The sequence below is a fragment of the Ruegeria sp. C5 genome, assembly GCF_056537605.1.
On record NZ_JBQFRX010000001.1, the window covers coordinates 1036241 to 1062981 of the forward strand.

At 55.8% G+C, this 26741-nt stretch carries 24 protein-coding genes and 1 pseudogene; 17 read left to right on the forward strand and 8 right to left on the reverse strand.

All coding sequences use genetic code 11. The features are described from left to right. Nucleotides 1-41: 41 nt before the first annotated feature. On the forward strand, nucleotides 42-809 hold the full coding sequence (locus tag ACR0AW_RS05260; protein ID WP_170403472.1) for an SDR family oxidoreductase: 768 nt from the start codon (nucleotides 42-44) through the stop codon (nucleotides 807-809). 47 nt (nucleotides 810-856) lie between these two features. Here ACR0AW_RS05260 and ACR0AW_RS05265 read toward each other — a convergent pair whose 3' ends face one another. From ACR0AW_RS05265 to ACR0AW_RS05285, 5 genes are read right to left on the reverse strand one after another with little or no spacing between them, the layout of a single operon-like run. Beyond that, nucleotides 857-1447, reverse strand: coding sequence for a LysE family transporter (locus ACR0AW_RS05265; RefSeq protein ID WP_170403474.1), 591 nt, complete (start codon nucleotides 1445-1447; stop codon nucleotides 857-859). 16 nt (nucleotides 1448-1463) lie between these two features. Next, nucleotides 1464-2387, reverse strand: a complete 924-nt coding sequence (locus ACR0AW_RS05270) for a 2-hydroxyacid dehydrogenase (protein ID WP_170733450.1) — start codon at nucleotides 2385-2387, stop codon at nucleotides 1464-1466. Then, a complete protein-coding gene (locus tag ACR0AW_RS05275; protein WP_170733451.1) occupies nucleotides 2380-3228 on the reverse strand; it encodes a fumarylacetoacetate hydrolase family protein in 849 nt (282 codons plus the stop codon). Before ACR0AW_RS05275 ends, ACR0AW_RS05270 begins: the two co-directional genes overlap by 8 nt. Nucleotides 3229-3239: 11 nt before the next feature. Continuing rightward, a complete protein-coding gene (locus ACR0AW_RS05280; RefSeq protein ID WP_170733452.1) occupies nucleotides 3240-5036 on the reverse strand; it encodes an IlvD/Edd family dehydratase in 1797 nt (598 codons plus the stop codon). Continuing rightward, nucleotides 5033-5791 carry an SDR family oxidoreductase gene (locus ACR0AW_RS05285; RefSeq protein ID WP_170733453.1) on the reverse strand — a complete coding sequence of 253 codons (759 nt, stop codon included), beginning with the start codon at nucleotides 5789-5791 and terminating at the stop codon, nucleotides 5033-5035. The genes ACR0AW_RS05280 and ACR0AW_RS05285 overlap by 4 nt, the downstream gene beginning before the upstream one ends. Nucleotides 5792-5981: 190 nt before the next feature. Here ACR0AW_RS05285 and ACR0AW_RS05290 point away from each other — a divergent pair, with 190 nt between their 5' ends. Together ACR0AW_RS05290 and denD are read left to right on the forward strand one after the other, a co-directional pair. Next, nucleotides 5982-6866, forward strand: coding sequence for an NAD(P)-dependent oxidoreductase (locus tag ACR0AW_RS05290; RefSeq protein WP_170733454.1), 885 nt, complete (start codon nucleotides 5982-5984; stop codon nucleotides 6864-6866). Then, nucleotides 6863-7831, forward strand: coding sequence for a D-erythronate dehydrogenase (denD, locus tag ACR0AW_RS05295; protein ID WP_170733455.1), 969 nt, complete (start codon nucleotides 6863-6865; stop codon nucleotides 7829-7831). Before ACR0AW_RS05290 ends, denD begins: the two co-directional genes overlap by 4 nt. On the opposite strand, the gene ACR0AW_RS05300 is transcribed toward denD, so the two are convergent. Beyond that, on the reverse strand, nucleotides 7828-8478 hold the full coding sequence (locus ACR0AW_RS05300) for a GntR family transcriptional regulator (RefSeq protein WP_170396177.1): 651 nt from the start codon (nucleotides 8476-8478) through the stop codon (nucleotides 7828-7830). The two genes, denD and ACR0AW_RS05300, sit on opposite strands and share 4 nt — an antisense overlap. 197 nt (nucleotides 8479-8675) lie before the next feature. Here ACR0AW_RS05300 and ACR0AW_RS05305 point away from each other — a divergent pair, with 197 nt between their 5' ends. The 10 genes and pseudogenes from ACR0AW_RS05305 (at nucleotide 8676) to ACR0AW_RS05350 (ending at nucleotide 19680) form a co-directional block, all read left to right on the forward strand. Further along, nucleotides 8676-9689 carry a TRAP transporter substrate-binding protein gene (locus ACR0AW_RS05305; protein WP_170396175.1) on the forward strand — a complete coding sequence of 338 codons (1014 nt, stop codon included), beginning with the start codon at nucleotides 8676-8678 and terminating at the stop codon, nucleotides 9687-9689. 79 nt (nucleotides 9690-9768) lie between these two features. Next, nucleotides 9769-10938 (forward strand): mandelate racemase/muconate lactonizing enzyme family protein, encoded by a 1170-nt coding sequence (locus ACR0AW_RS05310; RefSeq protein WP_170733456.1) that lies wholly within the window; start codon nucleotides 9769-9771, stop codon nucleotides 10936-10938. 16 nt (nucleotides 10939-10954) lie between these two features. Next, entirely contained in the window at nucleotides 10955-11797 is an 843-nt protein-coding gene (locus tag ACR0AW_RS05315; RefSeq protein WP_255612041.1) for a TRAP transporter small permease subunit, read from the forward strand. Next, a complete protein-coding gene (locus ACR0AW_RS05320; RefSeq protein ID WP_170403499.1) occupies nucleotides 11797-13419 on the forward strand; it encodes a TRAP transporter large permease in 1623 nt (540 codons plus the stop codon). Before ACR0AW_RS05315 ends, ACR0AW_RS05320 begins: the two co-directional genes overlap by 1 nt. 10 nt (nucleotides 13420-13429) lie before the next feature. Beyond that, nucleotides 13430-14380, forward strand: a complete 951-nt coding sequence (locus tag ACR0AW_RS05325) for a phytanoyl-CoA dioxygenase family protein (RefSeq protein WP_170423968.1) — start codon at nucleotides 13430-13432, stop codon at nucleotides 14378-14380. 24 nt (nucleotides 14381-14404) lie between these two features. Next, nucleotides 14405-15907, forward strand: coding sequence for an altronate dehydratase family protein (locus tag ACR0AW_RS05330; protein WP_170733457.1), 1503 nt, complete (start codon nucleotides 14405-14407; stop codon nucleotides 15905-15907). Beyond that, nucleotides 15904-16908: a Gfo/Idh/MocA family protein gene (locus ACR0AW_RS05335; RefSeq protein WP_170733458.1), complete on the forward strand. Its 1005-nt coding sequence runs from the start codon at nucleotides 15904-15906 to the stop codon at nucleotides 16906-16908. The genes ACR0AW_RS05330 and ACR0AW_RS05335 overlap by 4 nt, the downstream gene beginning before the upstream one ends. A gap of 106 nt (nucleotides 16909-17014) precedes the next feature. Beyond that, nucleotides 17015-17935, forward strand: a pseudogene (locus ACR0AW_RS05340) (NAD(P)-dependent oxidoreductase); the annotation flags it as partial. A 3-nt stretch (nucleotides 17936-17938) separates the two neighbouring features. Then, nucleotides 17939-18820, forward strand: a complete 882-nt coding sequence (locus ACR0AW_RS05345) for a DMT family transporter (RefSeq protein WP_170396161.1) — start codon at nucleotides 17939-17941, stop codon at nucleotides 18818-18820. Beyond that, nucleotides 18817-19680, forward strand: coding sequence for a sugar kinase (locus ACR0AW_RS05350; RefSeq protein ID WP_170733460.1), 864 nt, complete (start codon nucleotides 18817-18819; stop codon nucleotides 19678-19680). Before ACR0AW_RS05345 ends, ACR0AW_RS05350 begins: the two co-directional genes overlap by 4 nt. Here ACR0AW_RS05350 and ACR0AW_RS05355 read toward each other — a convergent pair. Together ACR0AW_RS05355 and uxaC are read right to left on the reverse strand one after the other, a co-directional pair. Beyond that, nucleotides 19667-20863 carry a mannitol dehydrogenase family protein gene (locus tag ACR0AW_RS05355; RefSeq protein WP_170733461.1) on the reverse strand — a complete coding sequence of 399 codons (1197 nt, stop codon included), beginning with the start codon at nucleotides 20861-20863 and terminating at the stop codon, nucleotides 19667-19669. The genes ACR0AW_RS05350 and ACR0AW_RS05355 overlap by 14 nt on opposite strands. Next, nucleotides 20864-22207: a glucuronate isomerase gene (gene uxaC, locus ACR0AW_RS05360; RefSeq protein ID WP_170733504.1), complete on the reverse strand. Its 1344-nt coding sequence runs from the start codon at nucleotides 22205-22207 to the stop codon at nucleotides 20864-20866. A 123-nt stretch (nucleotides 22208-22330) separates the two neighbouring features. Here uxaC and ACR0AW_RS05365 point away from each other — a divergent pair, with 123 nt between their 5' ends. Genes ACR0AW_RS05365 through uxuA form a run of 4 tightly spaced genes read left to right on the forward strand, consistent with a single transcriptional unit; the run spans nucleotide 22331 to nucleotide 26572 of the window. After that, complete coding sequence (locus ACR0AW_RS05365) at nucleotides 22331-23347, forward strand: Gfo/Idh/MocA family protein (protein ID WP_170733462.1); 1017 nt, start codon at nucleotides 22331-22333, stop codon at nucleotides 23345-23347. Further along, on the forward strand, nucleotides 23344-24345 hold the full coding sequence (locus tag ACR0AW_RS05370; RefSeq protein ID WP_170733463.1) for a Gfo/Idh/MocA family protein: 1002 nt from the start codon (nucleotides 23344-23346) through the stop codon (nucleotides 24343-24345). Before ACR0AW_RS05365 ends, ACR0AW_RS05370 begins: the two co-directional genes overlap by 4 nt. Next, complete coding sequence (locus ACR0AW_RS05375) at nucleotides 24342-25394, forward strand: Gfo/Idh/MocA family protein (protein ID WP_170733464.1); 1053 nt, start codon at nucleotides 24342-24344, stop codon at nucleotides 25392-25394. The genes ACR0AW_RS05370 and ACR0AW_RS05375 overlap by 4 nt, the downstream gene beginning before the upstream one ends. Then, the gene (uxuA, locus tag ACR0AW_RS05380) at nucleotides 25391-26572 is read left to right on the forward strand and encodes a mannonate dehydratase (protein WP_170733465.1); all 1182 of its coding nucleotides are present in this window, start codon (nucleotides 25391-25393) and stop codon (nucleotides 26570-26572) included. The genes ACR0AW_RS05375 and uxuA overlap by 4 nt, the downstream gene beginning before the upstream one ends. Nucleotides 26573-26741: the final 169 nt, after the last annotated feature.

Below are 26741 nucleotides of genomic sequence, written 5' to 3' on the forward strand. Positions count from 1 at the left end.
AAGATACGGATAGTCGGTGCTGACAACCAAGGGATTTTTGCATGACGCTTGAAATGTTTAGCCTAGAGGGAACACGCGCGCTCGTAACAGGCTCTAGCCAAGGCATTGGATTTGCGTTGGCTCGTGGTTTGGCTGCCGCCGGTGCGCAGGTCGTTTTGAACGGTCGCGATGCCACTAAACTAGCGGCAGCAGCATCCGAGCTGAGCGAAACAGGCGCCTCGGTACGCGAACTTTCGTTCGATGCAACCGATCATGAAGGTGTCCGATCTGCTGTGGACGACTTTGAAGAAAAAGTCGGCCCAATAGACATCCTGATAAACAACGCCGGAATGCAACACAGGACGGAGTTACAGGATTTCCCCGCTGATGCCTTCGAGCGCCTGCTACAGACAAATGTAGCGTCCGTCTTTCACGTCGGTCAGGCTGTGGCACGGCACATGATTGAAAGAAAGTCTGGTAAGATCATTAACATTGCGTCGGTTCAATCCGCATTAGCAAGACCGGGTATTGCGCCTTACACGGCGACAAAAGGCGCCGTGACCAATCTTACAAAAGGAATGGCAACTGATTGGGCTAAGTATGGTCTAAACTGCAATGCCATTGCGCCTGGATATTTCGATACACCTTTGAACGCCGCCTTGGTTGCCGACCCAGAGTTTAGCTCATGGCTTGAGAAACGTACCCCGGCCGGTCGCTGGGGCAATGTAGAAGAACTTGTCGGCGCCGCCATTTTCCTTGCTTCCCCTGCATCCAGTTTCGTCAATGGTCATACTCTCTATGTCGATGGTGGAATAACGGCGTCACTTTGATCTGCAGCTTCCAATCGCCTGCTAAGTAAGACCGACTTAGATATCGTTCATAGCGCCGACCCCAAGGCAATCACCACAACCACCATTAATGAAGCGGCCATCGCAATATTGATCCTTTGATGCGATCTCTCGCTTAAATCAAGGCTACCCAGCTTTGCGCCAGCACCCAGCCAGATCATGTGCACTGGAACCCAAATCATATTGAATACTACGATTTTTATGACGACCTCCCAAACGGGCGCATCGGGCAAAAAGGCAAACCCTGAAAACAATGCTGTGCCGACCACGTAAGCCTTGGGATTGATGAACTGAAGTGTCAGACCGTTCGCAAAACCAAGCGGCGAAACCGCAGGGGAAAATCCGACCTTTGAGCCGGCGCTGGCAATACGCCAGGCGAGAAATACCAGATACCCGACAGAGGCGAATAGCAACAAAGTTCTAAGCACCGGTACAGCCAAAGCAACCGCAGCGACTCCAGAGACAACTAACATCATGTTGATGAACCCGCCCAGCATCAGACCAGCCACAAAGGCGAGTCCAGCTCGAAAACCAAATGCTGATCCGATACCCGCAGTTGTTAGAACACCCGGGCCCGGCGTAATCAGCAGAAAGAAAACCGCGACAGCAAACTCAAACACTTTTCAGATTGGCCTATTACAGATCTCTGCATTCCGGCACAGCTGTGATCACCGATCCGTCCTTATGGTGTTGCAGCAGATTGTCGACAGTCAGGTCACCCATTGCTGCACGCGTCTCAAAAGTCGCGCTACCAGCGTGAGGGAGCAGAACGACATTGGACAACTCGCGCAATGCTTTTGGAACGCGCGGTTCGTCCTCGAAGACATCAAGCCCTGCCCACCCGAGCTCACCATTTTGCAATGCAGTAATTAAGGCAGTTTCGTCGACAACCGAACCTCGACTAACGTTTATCAGAGTGCCGCCTGCCCCCAACGCGCGCAACACCTCAGCGTTGACCAGCCTATTGGTCGACGGGCCGCCAGGCGTGATGCATATGAGAACGTTCACATGCTCTGCCATTTCAACCAAATTGTCGAAATATCGGTACGGGACATCCTTTTGATTGCGGGTGTGATATGAGATTTCGGGTGCCCACGGCTCCAACTTATCAACAATCGCCTGACCAATGCGACCAAGACCAAGAATGCCTATTTTTTGATTGTCCGCTGATCGCGTCAAAGGGGCATTACCTTCAACTTCCCATCGCCCGGACCGGACGTAATCATCGTCACGTATGAGCTCTCGATAACATGACAGCAACAGCAGAACGGCGGTGGTTGCGACTTCTTTGTTCAACACATTGGGCGTGTGCGTCACAACAATCCCACGCTCAGCCGCAGCATTAGCGTCGACGGCGTCGTAGCCGACTCCATAGACGCTGATCATCTTCAGATTACTGAGTGAAATCATTAGGTCATGCGGAACGCCATCATGCCCGTTCGTTACGATATGCGTAATACTTTCCGCGTTGAAATCGTCCAATTGATGAATATTGAACACTGAAGACAGGCGTCCTCGCATCCGTTCAGTGATCCCTCCGATTTGCAACAAGTCAGTCATCTTGGCCGACCTTTTGCCGCTGAACACCAAGCCCATCGATACGAAGCTCCATGACGTCGCCATTTTTCAGATAAACTGGTTCCGGTTTGATTCCCATTCCAACACCAGGCGGTGTTCCAGTTGAAATGACGTCACCGGGGTGCAGTGTAAAAAGTTGGCTTAGATGCTCAATGATCTCGGCAACGGAAAAGATCATCGTGGCGGTATTCCCGGTTTGCATGCGCTGACCGTTTACATCCAGAGACATACCAAGACACTGAGGATCCGGCACCTCATCCCGGGTCACTAGCCACGGGCCGGTAGGGCCAAAAGTGTCGCAGGATTTTCCTTTGGTCCATTGACCTGTCAGTTGCGTTTGAAAATGCCTTTCCGACACGTCGTTTACAATGCAATAGCCCGCAACATATTCGAGTGCGTCGGCCTTGGAAACATATTTGGCTGTCTTACCAATGACGACCCCCAGTTCGCATTCCCAGTCGGTATGTGTAGACCCCCGCGGCATAACAACATCGTCATAAGCACCAATGACAGCCGAGTTCGCCTTGAAAAAAAGTATCGGATGCTCGGGAATATCTGCGCCGGTTTCTGCAGCATGGTCCGAGTAGTTCAAACCGATGCAAAGAAATTTGCCGATGTCACCGACACACGGAGCGATACGAGGGTCACCCTTTACAATTGGCAGGTTGTTCGGATCCAATGACCGCAGGTTATCAAGCGTTCCGTCATCCAACATATCCCCCGTGATATCATTGATATGAGCGGACAGATCCCGCAATTGACCCTCAGAGTCGACCAGGGCTGGCTTTTCCGAGCCCTTGGCTCCGTAACGAACAAGTTTCATTTCTGTTCCTTTTAGTGGTTATCGCGTGGCATGAAGCCTCGCGCGATATCGCGGTAGTTTTCTGCACCCTTGAGCGTCATACCGCGATCCAACCGATCTACTTTTTCGCGGAATAATTCCTGCCACGGGGATTGGTTGGGCGGGGTTGAATAACCACCCTTTGCCTCCAGATCGCGGGCGCGTTGATGCAGTTCTTCGAGCGAAACCAGCATATCTGCTGTGCCTTTGCCAAGATCGATGCGCAGTCGGTCACCATTTCGCACCAAAGCCAATCCACCACCCTCTGCAGCTTCGGGTGAGGCATTCAGGATAGACGGACTTCCTGATGTACCGGATTGCCGTCCATCACCGATGCAAGGAAGGGCTTCGATGCCCTGTTTCAACAAATATGAGGGCGACCGCATGTTCACGACCTCTGCAGCACCAGGGTATCCTTTTGGTCCCGCTCCGCGCATAATCAGAATACAGTTTGCGTCGATGTTTTCTGCAGGATCATCAATCCGATGGTGAAAGTCCTCAGGCCCATCAAACACAACCGCCCTGCCCTCAAATGCATCCGGATCATCCGGGTTCGACAGGTAGGTCTCTCGAAATGCCTGTGAGATCACAGATGTTTTCATAATCGCACTCTCGAACAGGTTGCCTGAGAGATTGATGAACCCCGCCTGTTGCTTAACCGGGTTACTGACGGGCTTGATTACGTCGCTATTCTGAGACCGGCGTGCCGAGCAATTGTCGCCCATTGTCTTGCCGTTCACCGTTATCGCATTGGGATGCGGCAGCAATCCAGCATGAAGAAGCTCTCCGACAACGGCGGGTACACCTCCGGCCTGTTGGTAATCTTCGCCCAGATACTCACCCGCAGGCTGCATGTTAACCAACAGTGGAACGTCGTGGCCAAGTTTCTGCCAGTCATCGTTGGTCAACGGAACACCAAGATGCCGAGCGATTGCATTCAGGTGGATCGGCGCATTCGTCGATCCACCAATCGCAGAGTTGATAACAATCGCATTCTCAAAAGCCTGACGTGTCATCACATCGCTGGGGCGTAGATCCTCCCAGACCATGTCCACAATGCGTTTACCCGTTTCATAACTGATTTGACCGCGCTCTCTATACGGGGCTGGAATGGCTGCTGATCCGGGCAATTGCATACCCAAGGCCTCAGCAAGCGAATTCATGGTCGTTGCTGTTCCCATCGTATTGCAATAACCCACCGAAGGTGCTGCGGCGGCTGCGATTTCCATGAACTCATCGGTGTCGATTTCGTCAGCCGCAAGGTCTTCGCGCGCTTTCCAAATAACCGTTCCCGATCCGGCGCGCTCACCTTTCCACCAGCCGTTGAGCATGGGACCGACCGACAGGGCGATCGCTGGGATGTTGACGGTCGCAGCGGCCATAAGAAGCGCGGGCGTGGTCTTGTCGCAACCAATGTTCAGAACAACGCCGTCAATCGGATACCCGAATAGACTCTCAACCAAGGACAGATAAGCCAGGTTGCGGTCGAGTGACGCCGTTGGCCGCTTACCTGTCTCTTGTATCGGGTGGACCGGTATTTCGATGCACGTTCCCCCGGCGGCGATGATTCCATCGCGAACACGTTTGGACAATTCGATATGATGCCGATTACAGGGGCTCAAATCACTGCCGGTCTGAGCAATGCCAATGATCGGTTTGCCTGATTGCAGTTCCTCACGGGTCAATCCGTAATTCAGGTATCTTTCCAGATACAATGCCGTCATCTCAAGGTTCTCAGAATTCATGAACCACTTGCGAGATCGCAAATCGTTTTTTGATACTTTTGTCATTGGCCTGACCAACCCCCGTCAATTATGTGCGTGTGTCCTGTGGTGAATGCACTTTCATCGCTCGCCAGATAGACGACCAATGCAGCAATCTCTTCTGCTTTCGCTACACGCCCCATAGGCTGACGCGCCACAAATTGTGCAAGGGCGTCTTCTCTGCTGCCCAGTTGCTCGCCCAACGCATCTACGCGGTCACGCCAACTGGGACTGTCGACTGTTCCCGGACAAATGCAATTGCACCGGATTCCTTTTGTTATGAAGTCCACGGCTACCGATTTCGTCAGCCCAACAACAGCGGCTTTTGTCGTTCCATATACAAAACGATTTGGCGCACCGATTATGGAACCCAGCGCGGAAGACATATTGATTATCGAGCCTCCTCCGCGCTCTAGCATTCCCGGCAATACAGCCTTTGTCGTGCGCACCATTGAGCGCACATTAAGGTCCATGGCAAAATCCCACTCTTCATCGGTTGCATCCAGAATAGTTCCGTGATGCACGAACCCTGCGCAGTTGAACAAAACGTCCGGCTTCGCTCGCGCGACCCCATGATGAATGCTGTCATTATTCGTAACATCCATCTCGAAAATTTCGAGATTTTCGAGATTCTGACCGCGAATCAAATTTAGTTGTTCAGGGTTAATATCCGTCGCATAGACCTTTGCACCCTCTCTTGCCATTGCAATTGCGCTTGCAAGTCCGATCCCCTGTGCGGCGGCTGTGACCAGGACGCTTTTTCCCTTAAGTCTTTCTGACATATAAATATTCCGACCTCAAAAGTGGCGACTGGACAAGTGTTACTTCGTCCCACAGATCAACCGAGAAGCAAAGAAACCTTGGCGGATTTGCAACGACTTCTGGCATGTGGGCACAGAGACGTTAGCGTATGACAGAGATTTTGGTTTGGCCATAACCATGCGTGGCGCACCTTCGGAAGGACAGTAGATGATGAGCAAGCAGTTCAAAGTGGCTCTGTTGGGAACCGGCCTGATGGGAGCTCCTATGGCGCGAAATATTTTGCGCGCCGAGTTTCCGCTCACTGTATGGAACCGCAGCTTGAAAAAGGCAAAACCGTTGACAGCAGAAGGCGCGACATTGGTGGAAACTGCCCCGCTGGCGGTTTCGGGTGCAGACGTAATAATAACCATGCTCTCGGATGGATACGCGACCGGCGCGCTACTTGTTGACGAGGCTTTCCGCGAGCAACTCAAACCGGGGATGATCTGGATTGATATGTCGAGCGCCAAACCCGAACACGCAAGAGAGCAATCCGCGCAGCTTTCCTCGATGGGGGTGCTGCATCTGGACGCCCCGGTTTCCGGTGGCACCAAAGGTGCCGAAGCTGGCACCCTTGCGATCATGGTCGGTGGCGATCAGGACATTATGGAGCGCGTGCGACCAGTTCTGACAGCAATGGGCCGGCCTGTACATGTTGGCCCAAGTGGTTCTGGTCAATTGTGCAAATTGGCCAATCAAACAATTGTCGCTGTAACAATATCGGCAGTCGCCGAGGCGACTCTACTGGCTCAGCAAGGCGGTGCGGACCCCACCGCGTTGAGGGCCGCACTAAAGGGGGGCTTTGCGGATAGTATTATCTTGCAACAACATGGCGAACGCATGTCTGATGGAAATTTTACACCCGGGGGTTTGTCTAAGTTTCAACTAAAGGATTTGGACAATACGCTGGAGGAAGCGCGAAGCCTTGGCGTTGAGCTACCTAGCACCCGATCTGTGCGCGACCGTTTCGAATATCTGATAGACGAAATGGATGGGGCCGAACTGGATCATTCGGCTTTGTATCTAGAACTCAAAAAACGGAACGGACTGCTGTGACGCGGATCCTTGTCATAGGCGGTGGAGGAATGCTGGGCCAGAAACTGGCCCATCGCGTGTCGACCCAAGAAACCTTTGGAGCGGATGCCCAAGTCTCACTGTTCGATCTCTCGTTCCCGCCCGACAGTGCGGCAGGTAATCAAATTGTGGGGAACTTGACTGCGTCAGGCATAGCTAAGTCTTTTGCTAAGCAGCGACCAGACGTCATTTTCCATCTTGCAGCTATCGTTTCAGGCCAAGCCGAAACAGACTTTGCGTTGGGTTGGGATGTAAACCTTATGGCAACGTGGGCACTGCTGAACGCACTTAAGGATGAACACGAAGCTTCAGAAAGCGAGTACACACCTCGTCTGGTTTTTGCCTCATCCATAGCGGTTTTCGGGTCACCATTCCCCGAAAAGATAAGCGATGAGTTCCTCTCGGCACCTTTGACCAGTTACGGAGCGCAGAAAGCGGCGGCTGAATTGATGATCACGGATTTCAGCAGGAAAGGATATATCGACGGTATTTCCTTGCGCTTGCCCACTTTGTGTGTGCGCCCGGGCAAAGCCAACGCTGCCGCTTCGTCCTTCTTTTCAGGTATAATCCGAGAGCCATTGAATGGGGATGAGGCTGTCTTGCCAGTTGCCGGAACTGTTCGTCACTGGCACGCCAGCCCCCGCGCCGCTGCGACTTTTTTGACTCACGCAGCAACAATGGACACGCAGCTTTTGAATGAACGACGCGCATTGAACATGCCTGGCGTAAGCTGCACCGTCGCCGAACAAATCGAAGCTCTGCGCAAAGTGGCCGGCCAAGAAGCGGTTGGCCTAATCAGGCAAGAACCCGACGAGACAATCGAACGAATAGTCAAGAATTGGCCACGAGACTTTCAAACAGATCGCGCTCAGGAGTTGGGGTTCGAGGCGGAATCAAGCTTCGACGAAATCATTCGCGTGTATTTGGAAGACGATTTTCGGCTTTAGTCGCCCATCGTCTTTCCAGTTAGGTGGCGTTCCAGATGATCGTGTATTTTCTCTCGTGTTAACTGCTCATCCCCTGACAATGCTGCTTCAAGTATATCGGCATGGTGTCTTATGTTCTGAGAAATGAATTCAAAGTTCCGGTCTGCCACCATCAACTGCTGTCTGAATTGCGCGTAAACTCGGCTATGCATTTGTTTTAAGGTTTCCGAGCCACAGGCAGAAATAAGTGTTTGGTGAAATTCCTTTTCCGAGGCAAACCATATCTCGATAAGGCCGCTCGGGTCGTCTGTGGCGTGAATGCGTTTTTCGATATGGCTGAGTTTGTGATGTGCGGCCGTCAATCTTGCTTCCCAATCCACCCCGCCATTACGGATCGACATTGCGGTGCCTTCGGCCTCCAACAGAACACGGACGTGCGTCAATTCGATAAGCTTCTGCGGCGAACGCATTGGCACGCGGAAACCTTTTTGTTCCTGAAAGTCCACCAAACCAACAGCGGCCAAACGAAAAAGGACTTCACGAACGGCGCTCGCAGAACAGCCATACACTTTACGAAGTTCTTCAGCCCGCACCTTCGCTCCATGCTCGAATCCATTAGAGATCAGGCGCATCTTAAGATCTTGATAAATATCTATTTCGTCGTTCATTCCAGTATGCACCTTCAAGTTTGGTCCAAGTAGCGTCCTAACCTTATTTTCGAATTATCGCAAGAATCTCGAAATTTTTAGAAATTTCAATTTTTTCTTGTTGCATTCGATTCGTCGGCTTAACGTTTACCTGCGCGACAGCAAAGGAGGCGGCAAGATCTTCCACACCGCGCACGCTCAACGTCTGGGAGGACAATATGAAAATAGTCAAGACAGCGGCCCTGGCGGCCGTAGCCACGACAATGGCAGCCGGTTTCGCGATGGCTGAAACAACGAAGCTTAGAATTCAAACCCATTTTTCACCCGAAACTCTGTCAGGCCAAATGGCTGCAAAATTCGTTGAAGACATTCAGGAAATGTCGAACGGCGAAATCGAAGTTGAAATGTTCTATTCCTCTTCGGTGGTCAAATCAGTTGAAACCTTCGATGCCGCAGCTACTGGAATTCTGGATTGCGACATGACGGGCGGCGGCTATCAGACCGGTAAAAACCCGGCCTTCCAGTTTGCGGGCGACCTGCTCGGCGGATATCAGAACCCATATCAGCAAATGGCTTGGCTTCTTCATGGCGGCGGAAGAGAAGCTGTAAATGATCTATACAACGGCTACGACATGGAATTCATCGGATGGTGGATTCCCGGGCCAGAGTCGCTGTCTTCGACCAAGCCGATTGCAAAAGTGGAAGACTTCAAGGATTGGAAGTTCCGCTCGCCTCCAGGCCTTGCAACCAAGGTGTTCGCGGAACTTGGTGCTTCTCCGATCGTGATGGACTTCAACGAAATCTTCACGGCTTTGGAAACCGGTATCATTGATGGTGCGGATGCTGCGAACCTGACGAACAACGTGGGCCTCGGTCTGTACGAGATCGCAGGCCACACAAACTATCCCGGTTTCCACTCGATGCCTGCAGATCACCTAGCTTGTCGCAAAGACGTCTGGGAAGCGATGCCCGCGCATCACAAGAAGATCATGGAAGTCGCAATGGATAGCCTGGCATTGCACAATGCCACAATCAATGAGGTGCAGAACGCTCAGACTGCAAAAGACCTGAAAGCAAAAGGCGTTCAGTTGTACGAATGGTCGCCTGAAGACCTGGCAGCGTATCGCGCGGCCGTTCAGGTCGGTTGGACTGAGTTCGCAACGACACCTGAAGCACAGGCACTTTTGGAAAGCCACATCAACTTCCTGCGTGACCTGGGCGCAATGCAATAATCAGGCTTCGATCGAACTACGACACACGGAAAGGCCGCACTTGCGGCCTCTCCGGATCGGCGCCGGGATCCAGAACTTCATGAAAATCACCAGAATAATAAGTCATGTACTGCAGTACGACATGCCGGAAGTTCTGGGCTACTCGCAACAGTATTATGACAAGCGTACAACCCATCTGGTCGAGATTCAGACAGATGAAGGGGTAACCGGTTGGGGAGAGTGCTTTGGTCCCGGAAACGTAGCCATTGCGAACAAATCCATCGTGGAAAAGGTAATCCAACCAATGGTCCTTGGCATGGACCCTTTGGACAAAGACGTGATCTGGCACAAGGTGTACAATCTTTTGCGAGACCATGGCCAAAGCGGAATGCCAATACAGGCTTTGTCCGGGGTGGACATCGCACTTTGGGACATCACCGGCAAAATCTCTGGCCTCCCCCTCCATAAGCTTGTCGGCGGGGCTCATCGCGCAAGCGTTCCTTGCTACGGCTACGGCATGATGCTGCGGGATGAACCGATTTCTAGTCTTGCAAGCCGTTTTGAGGATGAAGCCGCAAAGATCAAGGCAATGGGATTTACCGCCACCAAAATGAAAACGGGCTTTGGCCCGAAGCCTGATGTGAAACTGTGCGAAGCAGTTCGACGCGGAGTTGGTGACGACTTTCCTTTTATGGTCGATGCAAACCATGCCTATACGACTTCAGACGCGTTCTTTGTCGGTCGGGCGCTGGAAGAACTGGACGCATATTGGTTCGAAGAACCGGTCGCGCCAGAAGACATTGACGGATACCGCGAACTGCGCACTTCGCTTAAAGTAAACATCTCGGGCGGAGAGGCGGTATTCAATCGCTGGGCATGGCGCAATCTTCTTGAAAACCGTGGCATCGATATCGCGCAGCCAGAGGTTTGTGCTTTGGGCGGTGTTTCAGAGTATCTCAGGGTACTGTCTCTATGCCACGCACATTTCACTCCGGTCGTAAATCACGTCTGGGGTAGCGCCATCGCCGTCGCAACTAATTTGCATTTACTAGCGGCCATGCCCGCAATTCCAGGCGGCTTGCATCCATGGGAGCCGATGCTGGAGTTCGACACAACGGACAACAAGTTTCGGGACGATCTGCTGACCGAACCGCTGGAAATTCAAAATCAGGTCAAGGCCAACAACGGCCGAGTCATGATCCCGACTGGCCCCGGATTGGGTGTCGAGCCGGACCGAGACTTTATCGATCACTACAGGATCGAAGGATAGGGACGAGGGTTACGCGATGCACAAGAACTCAGGCGGACTAATTGAATGGCTCATACCGTTGGCCTTCGTCGCAACAGCCAGTTGGCTTGTTTGGCATCTTCCCGCATTCCTATTGGACTGGCTGCCTTACACCTCTGAATCCCTCAAAAGTCAGGTAACTGAAATATATCTTCGCAGCGACGTTACGCCCGAATTGTCTGGCGTATTCGGGGGGTATGTCGACATCATCGACATGGCCGCGCTCGTCCTTCTACCGTTTCTTGCAGTGATTGGTACCAAGACCGTGCGCCCGGCGACGATGGAGTTCGAAGGCTCGACGGTTATGGACCGTTTCGCCCTGTTCATAGGTCGAGTGACGATGATGATGATCGCAATCATGACTGTCGTCATGCTCTACGAAGTCTTCATGCGTTATATCCTGGAGAAGCCGACCGAGTGGGCGAACGAAATGACACTCTGGTTCGCCAGCTTTGTGTTTTTAATGTCTGGCTACTACGCCATGCAGCAACGCAGTCACATTCGAATATTCCTGATGTACGACGCAGTTCCACGTTGGCTTCAGCGCGTTTTTGATACGGTTTCGACTATACTGATCGTGCTATTTGCCTTCTTTCTTGTCTACGGCAGCTACAAACAGGTGTTCGTCAACAAGCTCTACAAATGGGAGCTTTATGGCTCTGCCTTCAATCCTCCGATCCCGGCGACGTTGCAGCCGATGGTGCTGATCGTGATTACGCTCGTCGCAATGCAAGCAATTTTGAACTTGGTCGCGGATTGGAACAAAGAACCGGAAATCCACACAGATGAACCGGACGAAGACGAAATTGAAATGATCAAACGGGCGGTGGGACAAGACTGATGGACATTGGAACAATCTCACTCATCCTGATGGTCGCCCTGATTGTGCTTCTGGCGATCGGGATGCCCTTGGGTCTGGCCTCGGCTTCGCTTGCGGTTCTGGTTCTTGTGCTCAAGTTCGAACCGACACTGCTTTTAAACCCGTTTTCATTCGGCGACGGGATTCTCACCGGTCGGCCAGGGACTGGGCCGCTCTATATCCTGGCGCAGAAGATATACGGGCTCTTAACGGACTACGTGCTCATATCCGTGCCATTGTTTATCTTCATGGCGTCGCTGCTAGAGCGGTCCGGGATCGCGCGCGACATGTATTCGTCGCTGAATGTCTGGCTGTCCAGAACACGCGGCGGCATCGCGATCGTGACTTCGATCATGGCGGTGATCATGGCAGCCATGTCCGGCATCATCGGCGGTGAGGTTGTCCTGCTGGGCCTTATCGCCCTGCCCCAGATGCTGCGCCTGGGCTACGATCAGAATCTCGCGATCGGCGTCATCTGCGCCTCTGGGTCGCTGGGCACCATGATCCCTCCCTCGATCGTTCTGATCATCTATGGGCTGATCACCGAAACCTCGATCAAGTCGCTGTTCACCGCGTCTTTCATTCCCGGCTTCATGCTGGCCTCGATGATCATCCTGTACATCATCATCCGCACGCGGTTGAATCCTCATCACGCTCCGCTGCCGGAACCGGACCCGAACGACCCCGAACCAGCCGAGAAACGCAAACTGTTTGGTGCCTTCATGAGCATCGTCGTCGCCGGATTTTCCACCGTTCTGTTTATCCGGGCCGCGTTTTTCGAGCTCTCAGGCTCGAACGCTGCCAGCCAGGGTGAGCCCGCGAGGCTGGGAACGGCTGACTACCTGCCCTGGTTTGCCGGCATCACGATCGTCGCCCTTCTGCTGATTTTCTTCGTCTTTGGCAGACAACGCGCAAAAATCGGTTGGGAAATGGGCAAGGGTCTCGTCGCGCCGCTGGTCGTAATCGGCGTCGTGCTCGGTTCGATCTATGGCGGGATCACAGGGATCACTGAGGCTGCAGGCATGGGCGCCTTCGCCGTTCTGATCATCGCCATCCTGCGGGGCGAAGGATCGTTCGAGCTGGTTTGGGACAGCTTGATGCGGACGTTAAAATCCACAGGCACCATCATCTGGGTTACGATCGGGGCCGCCGCGCTGGCGGGTGCCTACACCATTGCTGGCGGGCCCCAATACGTGGCCGACCTGATCGTCGGCCAGGAGCTGCCGACCATGTTGGTCATTCTGGTAATGATGCTAATCTTGCTGTTCATGGGCGCATTCATGGATTGGGTCGGCATCGTACTGTTGATCATTCCGGTCTTTCTCCCGATCGTCCTGCGCCTTCCTATCGAGGAAATCGGAGTCTTTGGCCAGTTGGAGCCGAGTCATGTCGCCATCTGGTTCGGCGTCGTGTTCTGTATGAACATGCAGGTCAGCTTCCTCTCGCCCCCTTTCGGCCCGGCCGCGTTCTACCTGAAGTCGGTGGCCCCGCCACATATTAGCCTGACGGATATCTTCCGCGGCTTCCTGCCATTCATCGGGATCCAGTTGCTGGCGCTTTCCGTTCTTCTGATTTGGCCGGGCATCATCGCGCTGCTGTTGTGAGGTTGCACCCATGCTGACACAGGATCAAATTGGCAAGTTCCAGACCGATGGATACCTCGTGGTTGAGGATGTAATTCCCCGCGATGTCCTGGGTCGGGTGCAAGCGGAATACTCGGATGTCCTGAACCGGCTCTATGACTGTTGGTACAAAAAAGGACTGGTCAAGGATGAGCCGTCCGGAATGACCTTCTGGGACAAACTTCTGTCCGCCTATCAGGCCGGATGCGACTATTTCCAGCCGCTGGACATCTCGCTGCCCGGCGATCGGATCATGGCGGACACACCGTTCCATATTGGGCCCGCAGTGTTCGACTTGCTGACGGCCCGTCCCATGCTTGACATCGTCGAGCAGCTGATCGGGCCAGAGTTGGTGAGCAATCCAATCCAGCACGTTCGGCTGAAGCCACCTGCCCTGAAGCTGTCCAAGGACGAGGTGCGCGCGCACATCACCGCAACGGACTGGCATCAGGACCGAGCGGTTGCGCTGGAGGATGCTGATCAGACCGACATGGTCACGGTTTGGATTGCCGTCAACGATGCAACGGTTGAAAACGGCTGCCTGCAAGTGCTGCCAATGGCACAAGACCAATCTATCCTGCCACATTGTGCCCGGACGCAGACAGGCATTGCCGACGGGTTCATTGATGAAGGCCGCGCCGTGCCCCTTCCTGTCAAGGCCGGCGGGATCATCCTGTTTCACCCTTTGACGCCACACGCTTCGCTGATCAATAAAACGGACCGGTTCCGCTGGTCGTTCGACATCCGCTTTAGCGCGGCAGGCCAGCCGACCGGTCGAGATCATTTCCCCAGCTTCATCGCGAGGTCCAGATCGCGCCCCGAAACCGAGCTGCGAGATTGGCGCGTCTGCAAGTCCAATTGGGAGGCGGCGCGAGCAAGACTGTCTGGCAAGCCGCATATAGATATTCACCGGTGGACATCGGACTCACCGTTCTGCGCCTAGCTGCTGCCGCCAGGAAAGCTGATTATGACTTTTGTACGTTTAGATCGAACGGATAGCGTGGTGGTTGCAACTCGGCACCTGGTGGCCGGCAGTATGGTCGAGGATGTCACGACCAATGCGCGCATCCCCTCGGGGCACAAGGTCGCCACGCGGAATCTTGCGCTCGGCGATCCGGTCAGAAAATACGCCCAGATCATCGGTTACGCCACCCAACCGATCGAACCCGGTGACCATGTGCACACCCACAATGTCGAGTTCCGGAACACCAGTGTGGACTACGAGTTTGCGACGGATCACAGGCCCACCAAACCTGCCACCTCGGTCGATACATTCATGGGCTACCACCGGGACAGCGGTCGGGTCGGCACGCGCAATTACATCGCGGTTCTGACCACAGTGAACTGTTCGGCAACTGCGGCCCGCATGATCGCCAATCACTTCACGCCGGACAAGCTGGCCGAGTTTCCGAACATCGACGGCGTGGTGGCCTTTGTCCATGGAACGGGCTGCGGAATGGCCGATTCCGGCGACGGTTTTGAAGCCCTTCAACGGGTCATGTGGGGGTTTGCAAAACACCCCAACCACGCTGCCGTTCTGATGGTCGGTCTAGGCTGCGAGATGAACCAGATCGACTGGCTGCTGGACGCGTATGGGCTGAAGCAAAGTCCCATCTTCCAGACGATGAACATCCAGAACGTCGCCGGATTGCGCCGGACCGTGGAAATGGGCATCAGCAAGATCAACCAGATGCTGCCCATTGCCAATGAGGCGAGGCGCAGCGAAGCCCCGGCGTCCGAACTGATGGTTGCGCTGCAATGCGGTGGCTCGGACGCTTGGTCCGGCGTGACCGCGAACCCGGCGCTCGGACATGCCTGCGACCTGTTGGTTGCGCAAGGCGGCACAGGTGTCCTTGCTGAAACACCCGAAATTTACGGAGCCGAACACCTTTTGACCCGCCGCGCCCTTAGTCGCACAACTGGGGAAAAACTGATCGGACTGATCAATTGGTGGCAGGACTATACCGCTCGCAATCACGGTTCGATGGACAACAACCCAAGCCCCGGCAACAAGCAAGGGGGTCTGACGACCATCCTAGAGAAGTCGCTGGGGGCAGCGGCGAAGGGCGGCACCACCCCTTTGACCGGTGTATTCAAATACGCCGAACCCATCACCGCCAAAGGCTTCACCTTCATGGACAGCCCCGGATATGACCCGGCCTCGGTGACCGGGCAGATCGCGGCTGGGTGCAACCTTGTGTGCTTCACCACGGGACGCGGCTCTGCATTTGGGTCCAAACCGGCACCCACGCTGAAAATCGCTACCAACTCTGAATTGGCAGCACGCATGCCCGAGGACATGGACGTGGATGCGGGCGACATTCTGAGCAAAGGCGCCAGCGTCGAAGAAAAAGGACAGGAAATATACCGACGGCTGCTCCAAGTCGCCTCTGGCGCGCGGACCAAGTCCGAGGCGCAGGGCTTGGGTGACTACGAATTTGTTCCCTGGCAAATCGGAGCGGTGATGTGAAACGGATCCTTGTAGCCGGCGGCGGATTAATCGGTATCCGCCACGTCCGCGCCGTGATTGAGCATCCCGGCTGCATGTTGGTCGGGTTGGCCGATCCAGATGGCTCGATCCAGATCGACGCGCCGCGTTTTGCTAGTATGGACGAGGTGCAGGACCCGGTAGATGGCGTCATCATCGCCACTCCGACCCGCCTGCATGCCGAACATGGCATTCTGGCCGCATCCCGCGGTTGGCACATGCTGATCGAAAAGCCGGTTGCCGCGTCGGTCGATGATGCACTGCGCCTGAAGACGGCCGTTCGCCAGGCCAATGTCCGCAGTCTTGTAGGCCACCATCGGCGGTATCATACAATCTTGCAACACCTGAAGGAGGTGATCGCGCAAGGTACGATCGGACAAGTCATCAATGTCTCGTTGCTGTGGGCCATGCGCAAACCCGACAGCTATTTTGAACAGAACTGGCGGACTTCCGATGGCAGCCCAGTCATGATCAATCTGGTGCATGATATCGATGTCCTGCGCTTTGTGATCGGAGAAATCTCGGATGTCGTCGCCCTGCCCGGAGCGCCCATCCGCGGGTCGGATAGGATCGAAAGCGGGGCTGTCGCGATCGCATTCGAAAACGGCGCGACGGGCACTATCAGCTTTGCCGATACCGCACCCAGCCCCTGGGGGTTTGAGGCCGGAACCGGCGAAAACCCGAACATCGGCACGACCCATCAGGACATGATCTGGATCACGGGAACCAGTGGCGCTGTGAGTTTTCCCTCCATGACCCTGTGGCGCGGACAGGATTGGGGCACTGCGGCCCAAAAAGACCAACTTACACGACCGGAACAACAACGCGCACCGCTAGAGGTGCAGCTGGATCACTTCCTTGACGTGATCGATGGCGCTCCTCCACTGATTGACGTCGAGGATGCAGCCCGAACGCTCGAGGTCACATCACGGATTGAACAGGGGCTAAAGGCGCGAACGACTCGAGCGCGGGCGCCGGCCTGATGGACATGCGGCCCGGCCAAATGCCGGACCACCCAAAAACCAATGATTATCCACCGGGCAATATGAGCATTAAAAAAGCAAAGCCGCCCGCAACAAACACAAGAATAAAAACCAGACACATTCACGGAAAGGGAAACCAATGAGCAAACCATCAATCGGGTTTATCGGCTTGGGACTAATGGGCGGAGCCATGGTGAGCCGACTGTTGGACCAAGGATATTCGGTCGCTGTATTGGGAAACCGCGACCGCACGTACCTGGACGCCGCGATTGACCGAGGCGCCCGCGAGATGCAAAACGCCCAAGAACTGGCTCAGGCCAGCGACATCGTGATGCTGTGCATGGGCACCTCCGAACAGGTCGAGAGCCGAATGCACGGTGCAGATGGAGTGATTGCGGGATTGAAGTCCGGCGCGATTGTCATCGACTTTGGCACCTCGCTTCCTGGCAGTACACGCGCCTTGGCCGAGGAGGTTGCCGCAGCCGACGGAAGCTATCTTGATGCACCGCTTGGCCGGACACCTTCACACGCGCTGGAAGGCAAGCTCAACATTATGACGTCTGGCGACAAGGCTGCTTTTGACAAGGCCGAGCCGACACTGAAAGATTTGGGCGAAAACGTTTTTTACCTTGGCCCCGTTGGGTCCGGACACACGATCAAGCTGATCAACAACTTCTTCGGAATGACCGTTGCGAACGCGATGGCCGAAGCCTTTGCCATGGCTGACATCACCGGTGTTGACCGCAAGCAGCTGTATGATGTGATGGCCGCAGGGCCGCTGCATTCCGGAATGATGGATTTCGTCAAAGCCTATGGCGTTGAGAGCGACCCAAATCAGCTGGCCTTTGCGATCAAGAACGCGGCAAAAGACCTTGGGTATTATGACCGTATGGCACGCGAGGCAGGCGTTATCAGCTTGATGTCGCAGGGCGCGCTTTCGGCGCTGAATGACGCCCGCGACCACGGTCAGGCGGATGACATGGTAAGCCAGATGGTTGACTACTACGTCAAGCGTTTCAACACCTGATCGATGGCCGTCTCCGCCAACCCCACCGCTGACCTGCCGCGCCTTGGCATTGTGCTGATGCTGATGGCGTGGCTGTTCTTTTCGTTGGTTGACCTTGGGGCCAAGTGGTTGGCGTTGGCCGGAGTGCCAGCATTTCAGTTGGCGTTCATGCGCTATGCGGGGCACTTCGTGATCTCAGTGGGCGTGATCGCCAAGGGCGGGATAGAGGCCGGTCGGTTCAAGACTGACCATCCATGGCAGGTGATAAGCCGGGCCTTGCTGCTGATCTCGGCGACCGTTTTCAATTTTTATGCCCTACGGTTTTTGCCACTGACCGTTGTGTCGGCAATCATGTTCTCAAGCCCGGTCATCGTGTGCTTTCTGTCCGTCTTTGTATTGAAAGAAAGCGTGGGCCCATGGCGTTGGGCGGCTATCATCCTGGGCTTTCTGGGGGTGTTGGTTGTCGTACGGCCGTTTGGTTCGGCCTTTCATCCGACCATGCTGCTGATCGTATACAATGCCACCGCTTTGGCTTTGTACTCGATTATGACGCGCAGGCTGTCCGGGGTTGTTGCCGTTGACACTATGCAATTCTACCTCGGGCTTACCGGTACGGTGGTCCTGTTGCCGTTCGCCATCTGGTTTTGGGTCCAGCCAGAAAACACGTGGAGCCTGATTGTACTGATCGGCCTTGGTGTGTTTGGCTGGTGCGGGCATCAGCTGCTGACGAACGCGCATCGGTTTGGAACGGCGAACCAGTTGATGCCATTCACCTATTCGTTCCTAATCTACGTGGCAATCTGGGGTTATCTGTTCTTTGACACGGTACCGGACGCATTCACGTTGGCGGGGGCTGCGCTGATCATGGCTGCCGGTCTCATCATCTGGAAAAGAGAAAAGAAATGACGCGAATTGCCTGCATCGGCGAAGCAATGATCGAATTGTCCATGCTGGAAACCGGCGCAAAGGTGGGCGTCGCGGGGGATACGCTGAACACGGCCATCTACATGCACCGTGCCGCGCCTGACCTGCAGGTGGAGTATGTGACATGTCTAGGCGACGACCCGTTCTCGAGGCGTATCGTGGACTTCATCGCCAGTCATGACATCGGAACATCCGGCATCCGCATCATTCCGAACGCCTCTCCGGGACTATACGCGATCACGACATCTGCGGACGGTGAACGCAGCTTTACCTATTGGCGCAGCGAGGCGGCCGCCCGTCAGCTTTTTGCCGATCACGACTTCAGCCCGCTGAACGGTTACGACGTGCTGTACTTGTCAGGGATTTCCGTGGCCATTCTTCCGCATGCAGTCAGGCTTGCGCTTCTGGACTGGCTCGAAGGCTCTTCCGTTCGGTTGGTATATGACAGCAACTTTCGTCCGCGTCTTTGGGACAGCGTCCAACACGCTCGGCAGATTAACCAACGGCTTTGGCAACGTGCAGACATTGCCCTGCCGTCCATTGACGACGAGATGGCATTGTTCGGGGAAAGCGCGGACCAGGTGGCTGCACGCTTTGCCGATCATCACGGTGTTGGTGCGTTGAAACGCGGAGAGAATGGCCCTTTGTCCATCGGTCAGAACACTGACCAAACCTATGAACCTGCCAAAAACGTGCTGGATACGACAGCGGCGGGCGACAGTTTCAACGGTGGGTACCTCGCGGCCTTGCTGATGGGGAAATCACAGGCCGACGCCCTGATGGCTGGACACAATTTGGCTTCCACCGTTGTTCAATTCCGCGGCGCGATCATTCCCGGATAAGTGGCGCGAGATCCTCAGCGCCAACGAGACCCAAAAGCGGCGCTACCGGGTCCGGCTGCTTGACAGCCGAGGCAATTTCCAATGCGCAAGGATCGTTCAGCGCCCTGCCCTTTGCGATCTCGGACATGCAAAAAGAGATCCAGGCCCGCATCCCTGCAATCACCGCCTGAGAGCCGGTCTCACGGAGTGTGGGAACAAACCGATACGGCAGCTTCTGGCTGCCATCCATTGCGATTTGGTCCAGACGGTGCGCCAGCTCGGGGTTTTCAAAGCGGCGCAACAAAGCCTCTGCATAATCCGGAACCTGTGCTTGCAGTGCAGCGGGCAGCGTTGCGCCCGCATCCTTCATCAACTCAGAAACCAGCGGGCGCAAAACCGGGTCTCGAACCGCTTCGTGGACGTAGGTCAGGCCCCGCTCCAACCCGGCATAAGCCAACAGGGAATGGGCACCGTTTAGCATGCGCAGCTTTCGCATCTCGTGCGGGGCTACGTCATCGACCAGTTGCACTCCCGGCCAATCCGGGTGTGGACCGGCGAAACTGTCTTCGATCACCCACTCCGAGAACGCCTCGGTCGGAACAGCCATAGGATCGCCGCTGATTGCGCGAACGGCGTCCGTGGTAGCCGGTGTGATCCGGTCGACCATCGCGTTGGGAAAGCAAACAGAGTCCCAATTCACGTCCAGACCGGCTGCTTCCGCAAAATCGGCAACTGCCGTTTCGAGCGTCTTGCCGTTTTCCATGCGATTGTCACAACTTAGTACCGTTACTGGCTTGCGCCGTTCCGCAAGGCCATAAGCTAAAAACCCGATCAGCGTCGCAGGCCCTTGCCCTGCCAGATCGGCGGCAATCGCCGGGTCCTGAAGGTTCAGCTTGCCCGCGGCGTCCAAGTGATAACCTTTCTCGGTTACGGTTGCCGAAATGATCTCGGCATCCGCCATCACATCGAATATCTCTGCGCGATCCTTGGGCGCGACCAGAACGTCTCGCAGAGCTTTGATGCGCCGGACTCCCTGCCCCTGTACGCACAAATCGTACTCAAAACCCTGTCGGGCCAATCCATCCCGAACCGAGGATGAACGCAGGCTGACGCCGACAACGTCCCATCCGCCCGCTTGATCCGTGTAATCCAGCAAATGCGCCCGGGCAAAGTTTCCAAGGCCGAAATGAAGAACTGTACCCATCTAGCTTTGCAACCTGTAAACCTGTTTCGCCAGATCGACCGCCAGCAATCGCGCCAGATGCTCGGCACTGTCCCGATCGAAATAGCCGCGCGCAACCTGCTCCGCCAGATGAATCGCCACACCCTGTCGCCACAGGTCGTGACGTGCAGGAATGGACAGGAAAGCCCGCGTGTCGTCATTGAATCCGGCCAGATTGTAATATCCGGCCGTTTCAACGACCTGATCGAAATACCGCGCAATCCCGGCTGGGCTGTCGTGGAACCACCAAGGCGGCCCGATCCGAAGGCACGGCCAATGTCCCGCCATCGGGGCCAGTTCGCGGGCATAGGTGCTTTCGTCCAGTGTGAACAGAATGATGCGCAGTTCCGCCGAGTTACCGACCCGGTTCAACAGCGCCTCAAGGCCCGTGGCCCAATCCATCGCGATTGGAATGTCTGCCCCCTTGTCCCGTCCGAAGTCCCGCAGTACCGCGTGGTTCGTGTTGCGCTTGCTGCCAGCATGTATCTGCATTGTCAGGCCATCATCGACAGACATCTGCGCCATTTCGATCAGCATATGCCCATAGAACCGGCGAGCATCCTGTTCGGTACCTTCCCGCCGTCTCAGCCGCTGGTACAGCGCTTCCGGGTCGTCCAGCCACTCGGTCTTCACGCGTTCGATACCGTGGTCGGTGGCAGTACATCCCAGCTGGATGAAATAAGCCCGCCGCATTCGCAGCGCGTTGAGGTAGCCATCATAGCTGTCCAGATCGCAGTCTGTCAGCTCGGCCAACTTATTCAGGTTCTGTACGAACTCCGGGTCCGCCCCATCCAAAACCCCGTCTGGGCGGAACGTCGGAACAACCCGCCCGCCCCAACCGCTTGTACGGATCTCCCGATGCTCCACGAGTGCGTCAAGAGCGGAATCCGTGGTGGCCAGAACCTCGATCCCAAACCTGTCGAACAAAGCCCTCGGGCGAAATTCGGGACGCGTCAGCTTTTCTGAGATCTCATCATAAATCAGGTCAGCCGTGCGAGAAGACAACGCCTCAGACACGCCCAGCGTTTCGTGCAGCACGTAGCTCATCCAGATCCGGGATGGCGTTCCCAGAAACAGATGCCAGTGTTCGGCAAAGGTGCGAAAAACGGCGCGGGGATCCTTCTTTCGCCCCTCTTCCCCAACGCCAAGTTCGGACAAAGGAACGCCCTGCGAATAGAGCATACGGAACACGTAATGGTCGGGAACCACAAGCAGCTCTGCCGGGTTGGGAAACGGCTCATCGGTTGCAAACCACCCCGGATCGCAGTGACCATGCGGAGACACGATTGGCAGGTCCTTGATGCCCAAGTACAGGTTTTCAGCCATGCCATTCAAATTGCCAGTCAATTCTGCCTCCGATACTGCTGCCCGCAATTGTTAACACAGTTTTTAATGGTTGCATCTTTCCCGTTCGAACCCGCAGACTGACCGAGTGATCCGGGGGAATGAATGAATATTGCGCTGATTGGTTTGGGGATGGTTTCGGGCACGCATGTCGCTGCCATTCAAGCATCGGATCAAGGCCTCAGTCTTGCCGGCGTCCTCGGGCGCAACTCTGAAAAAGCAGCTGAGTTCGCGCGGCGAAACGGCACCCGCGCATTCGGCTCGATCGAGGAAATCGCAGACGACCCAAACGTCGACTTTGCGATCATCGCAACACCGCCCGATCAGCGCTCAGAGTTGGTTCGGGTTCTTTCGAGCGCTTCGAAACCGATCCTGATGGAAAAGCCCATCGAGAGAACGCTGGGCGCCGCGACGGCCATCGTCGAGCAGTGCGAGGTATCCGGTGTGCCGCTGGGCATAGTCTTTCAGCACCGCGCCCGCGCCGCCTCGCAGGCGCTGAAATCAGCCATTGAACAGGGTGAGCTGGGCGCGATCGCCACGGTGGAGATCCGTGTCCCCTGGTGGCGCGATCAGAGCTACTATGACGAGCCGGGTCGCGGCACTTATGCGCGCGACGGAGGCGGTGTCATGATCTCGCAGGCAATCCACACGCTTGACCTTGCGATGTGGCTGCTGGGGCCGATCTCGGACATTCAAGCCATGATGAGAAAAACTCCGTTACACGATCTCGAAGCTGAGGATTGGGCAGGTACAATCTTTGAAATGGATAACGGCGCAGTGGGCACTATGATGGCGACTACTGCCGAATATCCCGGGGCCGCTGAGTCCATTACCATCCGAGGCACACGCGCCAAAGCGCATCTGGAGTCAGGTGTCCTGACCTTAACGACTTTCGATGATCATAAATCCACGGTTGGCGAAACGTCCGCCACAGGCGGAGGGGCCGATCCCATGGCGTTCACCCATGCTTGGCATCAGGCGGTCATCGAGGATTTCGCCAAGGCTGTTGCCGATGGCACGCTGCCCATGGCCACCGGACGCAGTGCCCTTTTGACCAACGCCGTCATAGACGCGATGCAGATCGCCAATCGAACCGGCCAGAAAACACGAGTCATCTCATGAGCCTGACCTGCGTCGCCCTTGGCCTGGACCACCGCCATATCTATGGCATGACGGAAAACATGCGTAAAATCGGCGCGGACTGCGTTGGCTACTGGACACAAGGCGATCCGGAAACGCTACCGGGCTACGTCAAAAGGTTTCCCGATATTCCGCGGCTGGCCCGACTGGAAGACGCCCTAACCAGTGGGGCGGATCTGGCGCTGATTTCGGCAATACCGGCAGATAGGGCCGCGTTGACGATCCGCGCCATGCAAAACGGCATGGATGTCATGAGCGACAAGCCGGGCTGCACGACGTTCGAGCAACTCGACCAGATCAAGCGAGCGGCCGCCGACACCGGTCGAATCTGGTCGGTGAATTTTTCCGAACGATTTGAAACGCCCGTCAGCACCCGGGCGACCGAGTTGGTCGAGTCCGGTGCCATCGGGCGCGTGATCCAGACGGTTGGGCTTGGCCCGCACCGATTGAACCGGGCAACCCGGCCGGATTGGTTTTTTCAGCGTGACCGCTATGGCGGCATTCTGACCGACATCGCCTCGCATCAAATCGATCAGTTCTTGCATTACACAGGTTCGAAAACCGCAGAAATCACGAACGCTTATGTGGCGAACTACGCAAACCCCAAAGATCCCGGATTGCAGGATTTCGGAGAACTCAATCTAAGAAGCGAGAATGGTACCGGGTACATCCGGGTTGACTGGTTCACGCCGGATGCCTTGCCAAACTGGGGGGATGGTCGTCTGACGATCCTCGGAACCGAAGGATATATCGAGTTGCGGAAATACGTCGATGTGGGTGGCGCCTCAGGGACAGACCATCTGATCCTCGTCAATGGTGAAACCTGCCAAAAGATCGACGCAGCCGACGCCGGCCTTCCCTACTTCGCGCGCCTGGCCGATGACATCCGCAGCCGGACCGAAACCGCGATGACACAGACCCACTGCTTTACGGTCATGGAGCTGGCACTGCACGCGCAGGAAATGGCGGAACGCAGATGATCAACGTTGCGATCCTTGGCGCAGGTATCGGTGCGCAACATCTGGACGCTCTGGAACGGCTTGACCGCACCTTCCGCGTAGCCGCCGTGGTCGACCAGAATACGGACCGGATCGAACAGATACGGCAGAACTCGGATTTTCGAGCACTAACCAACATTCAGGACGCTCTGGATGATCCGGCGATTGATGTCATCGACATCTGCCTGCCGCCGCATCTGCATGTACCAACCACGCTTGCGGCACTGGCCGCAGGAAAACACGTTGTCTGCGAAAAGCCTCTTGCGACCTCGATGCAAGATGTGGATCGGATCACGGCAGCCACACGCAACGCGGGCAAGCAGGTGTTTCCGGTGTTTCAATACCGGTGGGGCCCGTCACTTGCCCAATTGCGCCACTTGCAACGCGCAGGCCTGACCGGAGCGGTCCAAACTGCCGCGCTTGAAACTCATTGGTCCCGAGGGGCTGACTATTACGCAGTGCCGTGGCGAGGAACATGGGCCGGTGAACGCGGCGGCGCAGTGCTGGGCCATGCCATCCACAACCATGATCTGCTGACTCATATTGCGGGTGATATCGCCTGGGTGTCTGCAATGGCGACAACGCGGGTCAACCCGATCGAGACCGAAGACTGCGCCGCGATCTGTTTTGGCATGACTTCCGGTGCTTTGTGCACAAGCAATATCACCTTGGGCGCCGCCACGGACGAAACCCGCCTGCGGTTCGTCTTTGAAAAGGTGACCGCCACCTCTGGCACCGAACCCTATGCCCCGGGTCAAACGCCCTGGACATTCGTCGCGCGAGACCCTGTGAATCAAGCCGCTATCGACGAGGCCCTTGCAGCCGCCACTGACGAGCCAACAGGTTTCGAAGGGTTCTTTACCGAAGTCGGCAGGGCGCTGCGGTCCGAGGCAAATTCGGCCGTTACGCTGAAGGATGGCGCCGCGTCCATCGGCCTTGTGACCGCGATTTATCACGCGGCGCGCACCGGGCAGCGCGTTGCTCTTCCCATCAGGTCCGATCACCCGCTGTATGAAGGATGGCTGCCATGAAACAATGCTGGCGTTGGTTCGGACCCGATGATCCGATCGCCCTGGCCGCTCTCCATCAAGTCGGGGTTCAGGGCATCGTCACCGCGCTGCATCACATCCCGCCGGGACAGCCCTGGGACGAACCAAGCATCGCCGATCGGCAGGCAGTTCTGGCTACTGCCGGGTACAGTTGGGACGTTGTCGAAAGCCTGCCCGTCTCCGAGGCGATCAAAACACAGTCCGCAGACATGGCTGAACATCTGCAGGCGTATAAGTCCAGCCTCAGGTCCCTGTCCGCCCGTGGCATCAAAGTCGTTTGCTACAACTTCATGCCAATCCTGGATTGGACGCGCACCGCCCTTCGCGCCCCGCAGCCGCACGGCGGAACAGCCATGCTGTTCGACCTGACCGATTTTGCTGTTTTCGACATACATATTCTCAAGCGACCGGGCGCGTCCGAAGACTATTCCAGCGTCGTCCAGCAAACGGCCAAGGATCGCTTCTTGCGCATGTCGGATGAATCCAAGGCCCAGTTGCAACACAATGTCACTGCAGGGCTGCCTGGCGCGAATGATCAGTGGAGCGTGCAGGACGTGCGCGCTTTGTTGCAGACCTATGCACATATCGATCGTGACCGGCTTCGCGCAAACCTGATCGACTTCCTGTCAGAGGTCGCCCCAGTCGCCCAAGAACTAGAACTACGCTTGTGCTGTCATCCGGATGATCCGCCGTTCTCGTTGCTTGGTCTGCCGCGGATCATGTCCAGCACCGATGACTACGGCGTCGTTCTGGATGCGGTTGATTTGCTGGCGAACGGCGCAACGTTGTGTACCGGATCGCTGGGAGTCTCCCCCGAATTTGATGGGCCGGACTTCGTGCGCAGGCATGGCGACCGAATTCACTTTGTCCATCTGCGGAATACCAAACGCATCGCCGGATCAGACAGCCAGAAGCCGGACTTCTTTGAGGCCTCGCATCTGGAGGGCGACACCGACATGGTCGGCACCATTCGCGAACTGATGAACGAACAGCGCCGCCGCAAATCCCAAGGGCGTGGCGACTTGCAAATTCCGATGCGGCCCGACCACGGACAAGAACTGCTGAGCGATCTGGGTGGACACAGTACTCCCGGCTATCCGTTGATCGGGCGTATGCGCGGGCTTGCGGAACTGCGCGGCATCATGGCGGCGTTCTCCTAACGCGTCGGATCAGGCGGTTTCTTTTCGCCCGCAACACTTCTTTGCTTGCCTGAGCGCCGCATTCTTCGTTTACTTACGTTACGTAAACGGGCAGCGGGGTGTCTTCCGGACTCGCCCGACGCCTGTTCAAGACGCGTGAAACTCCCGCGAAAACCGATGCGATTAGGCA

Coding starts and splice junctions, on each gene's coding strand:
- ACR0AW_RS05260 (WP_170403472.1), top strand. CDS start 42: ATGACGCTTGAAATGTTTAGCCTAGAGGGAACACGCGCGCTCGTAACA.
- ACR0AW_RS05270 (WP_170733450.1), bottom strand. CDS start 2,387: ATGACTGACTTGTTGCAAATCGGAGGGATCACTGAACGGATGCGAGGA.
- ACR0AW_RS05275 (WP_170733451.1), bottom strand. CDS start 3,228: ATGAAACTTGTTCGTTACGGAGCCAAGGGCTCGGAAAAGCCAGCCCTG.
- ACR0AW_RS05280 (WP_170733452.1), bottom strand. CDS start 5,036: ATGACAAAAGTATCAAAAAACGATTTGCGATCTCGCAAGTGGTTCATG.
- ACR0AW_RS05285 (WP_170733453.1), bottom strand. CDS start 5,791: ATGTCAGAAAGACTTAAGGGAAAAAGCGTCCTGGTCACAGCCGCCGCA.
- ACR0AW_RS05290 (WP_170733454.1), top strand. CDS start 5,982: ATGAGCAAGCAGTTCAAAGTGGCTCTGTTGGGAACCGGCCTGATGGGA.
- ACR0AW_RS05300 (WP_170396177.1), bottom strand. CDS start 8,478: ATGAACGACGAAATAGATATTTATCAAGATCTTAAGATGCGCCTGATC.
- ACR0AW_RS05305 (WP_170396175.1), top strand. CDS start 8,676: ATGAAAATAGTCAAGACAGCGGCCCTGGCGGCCGTAGCCACGACAATG.
- ACR0AW_RS05310 (WP_170733456.1), top strand. CDS start 9,769: ATGAAAATCACCAGAATAATAAGTCATGTACTGCAGTACGACATGCCG.
- ACR0AW_RS05315 (WP_255612041.1), top strand. CDS start 10,955: ATGCACAAGAACTCAGGCGGACTAATTGAATGGCTCATACCGTTGGCC.
- ACR0AW_RS05320 (WP_170403499.1), top strand. CDS start 11,797: ATGGACATTGGAACAATCTCACTCATCCTGATGGTCGCCCTGATTGTG.
- ACR0AW_RS05325 (WP_170423968.1), top strand. CDS start 13,430: ATGCTGACACAGGATCAAATTGGCAAGTTCCAGACCGATGGATACCTC.
- ACR0AW_RS05330 (WP_170733457.1), top strand. CDS start 14,405: ATGACTTTTGTACGTTTAGATCGAACGGATAGCGTGGTGGTTGCAACT.
- ACR0AW_RS05345 (WP_170396161.1), top strand. CDS start 17,939: ATGGCCGTCTCCGCCAACCCCACCGCTGACCTGCCGCGCCTTGGCATT.
- ACR0AW_RS05350 (WP_170733460.1), top strand. CDS start 18,817: ATGACGCGAATTGCCTGCATCGGCGAAGCAATGATCGAATTGTCCATG.
- ACR0AW_RS05355 (WP_170733461.1), bottom strand. CDS start 20,863: ATGGGTACAGTTCTTCATTTCGGCCTTGGAAACTTTGCCCGGGCGCAT.
- uxaC (WP_170733504.1), bottom strand. CDS start 22,207: ATGGCTGAAAACCTGTACTTGGGCATCAAGGACCTGCCAATCGTGTCT.
- ACR0AW_RS05365 (WP_170733462.1), top strand. CDS start 22,331: ATGAATATTGCGCTGATTGGTTTGGGGATGGTTTCGGGCACGCATGTC.
- ACR0AW_RS05370 (WP_170733463.1), top strand. CDS start 23,344: ATGAGCCTGACCTGCGTCGCCCTTGGCCTGGACCACCGCCATATCTAT.
- ACR0AW_RS05375 (WP_170733464.1), top strand. CDS start 24,342: ATGATCAACGTTGCGATCCTTGGCGCAGGTATCGGTGCGCAACATCTG.
- uxuA (WP_170733465.1), top strand. CDS start 25,391: ATGAAACAATGCTGGCGTTGGTTCGGACCCGATGATCCGATCGCCCTG.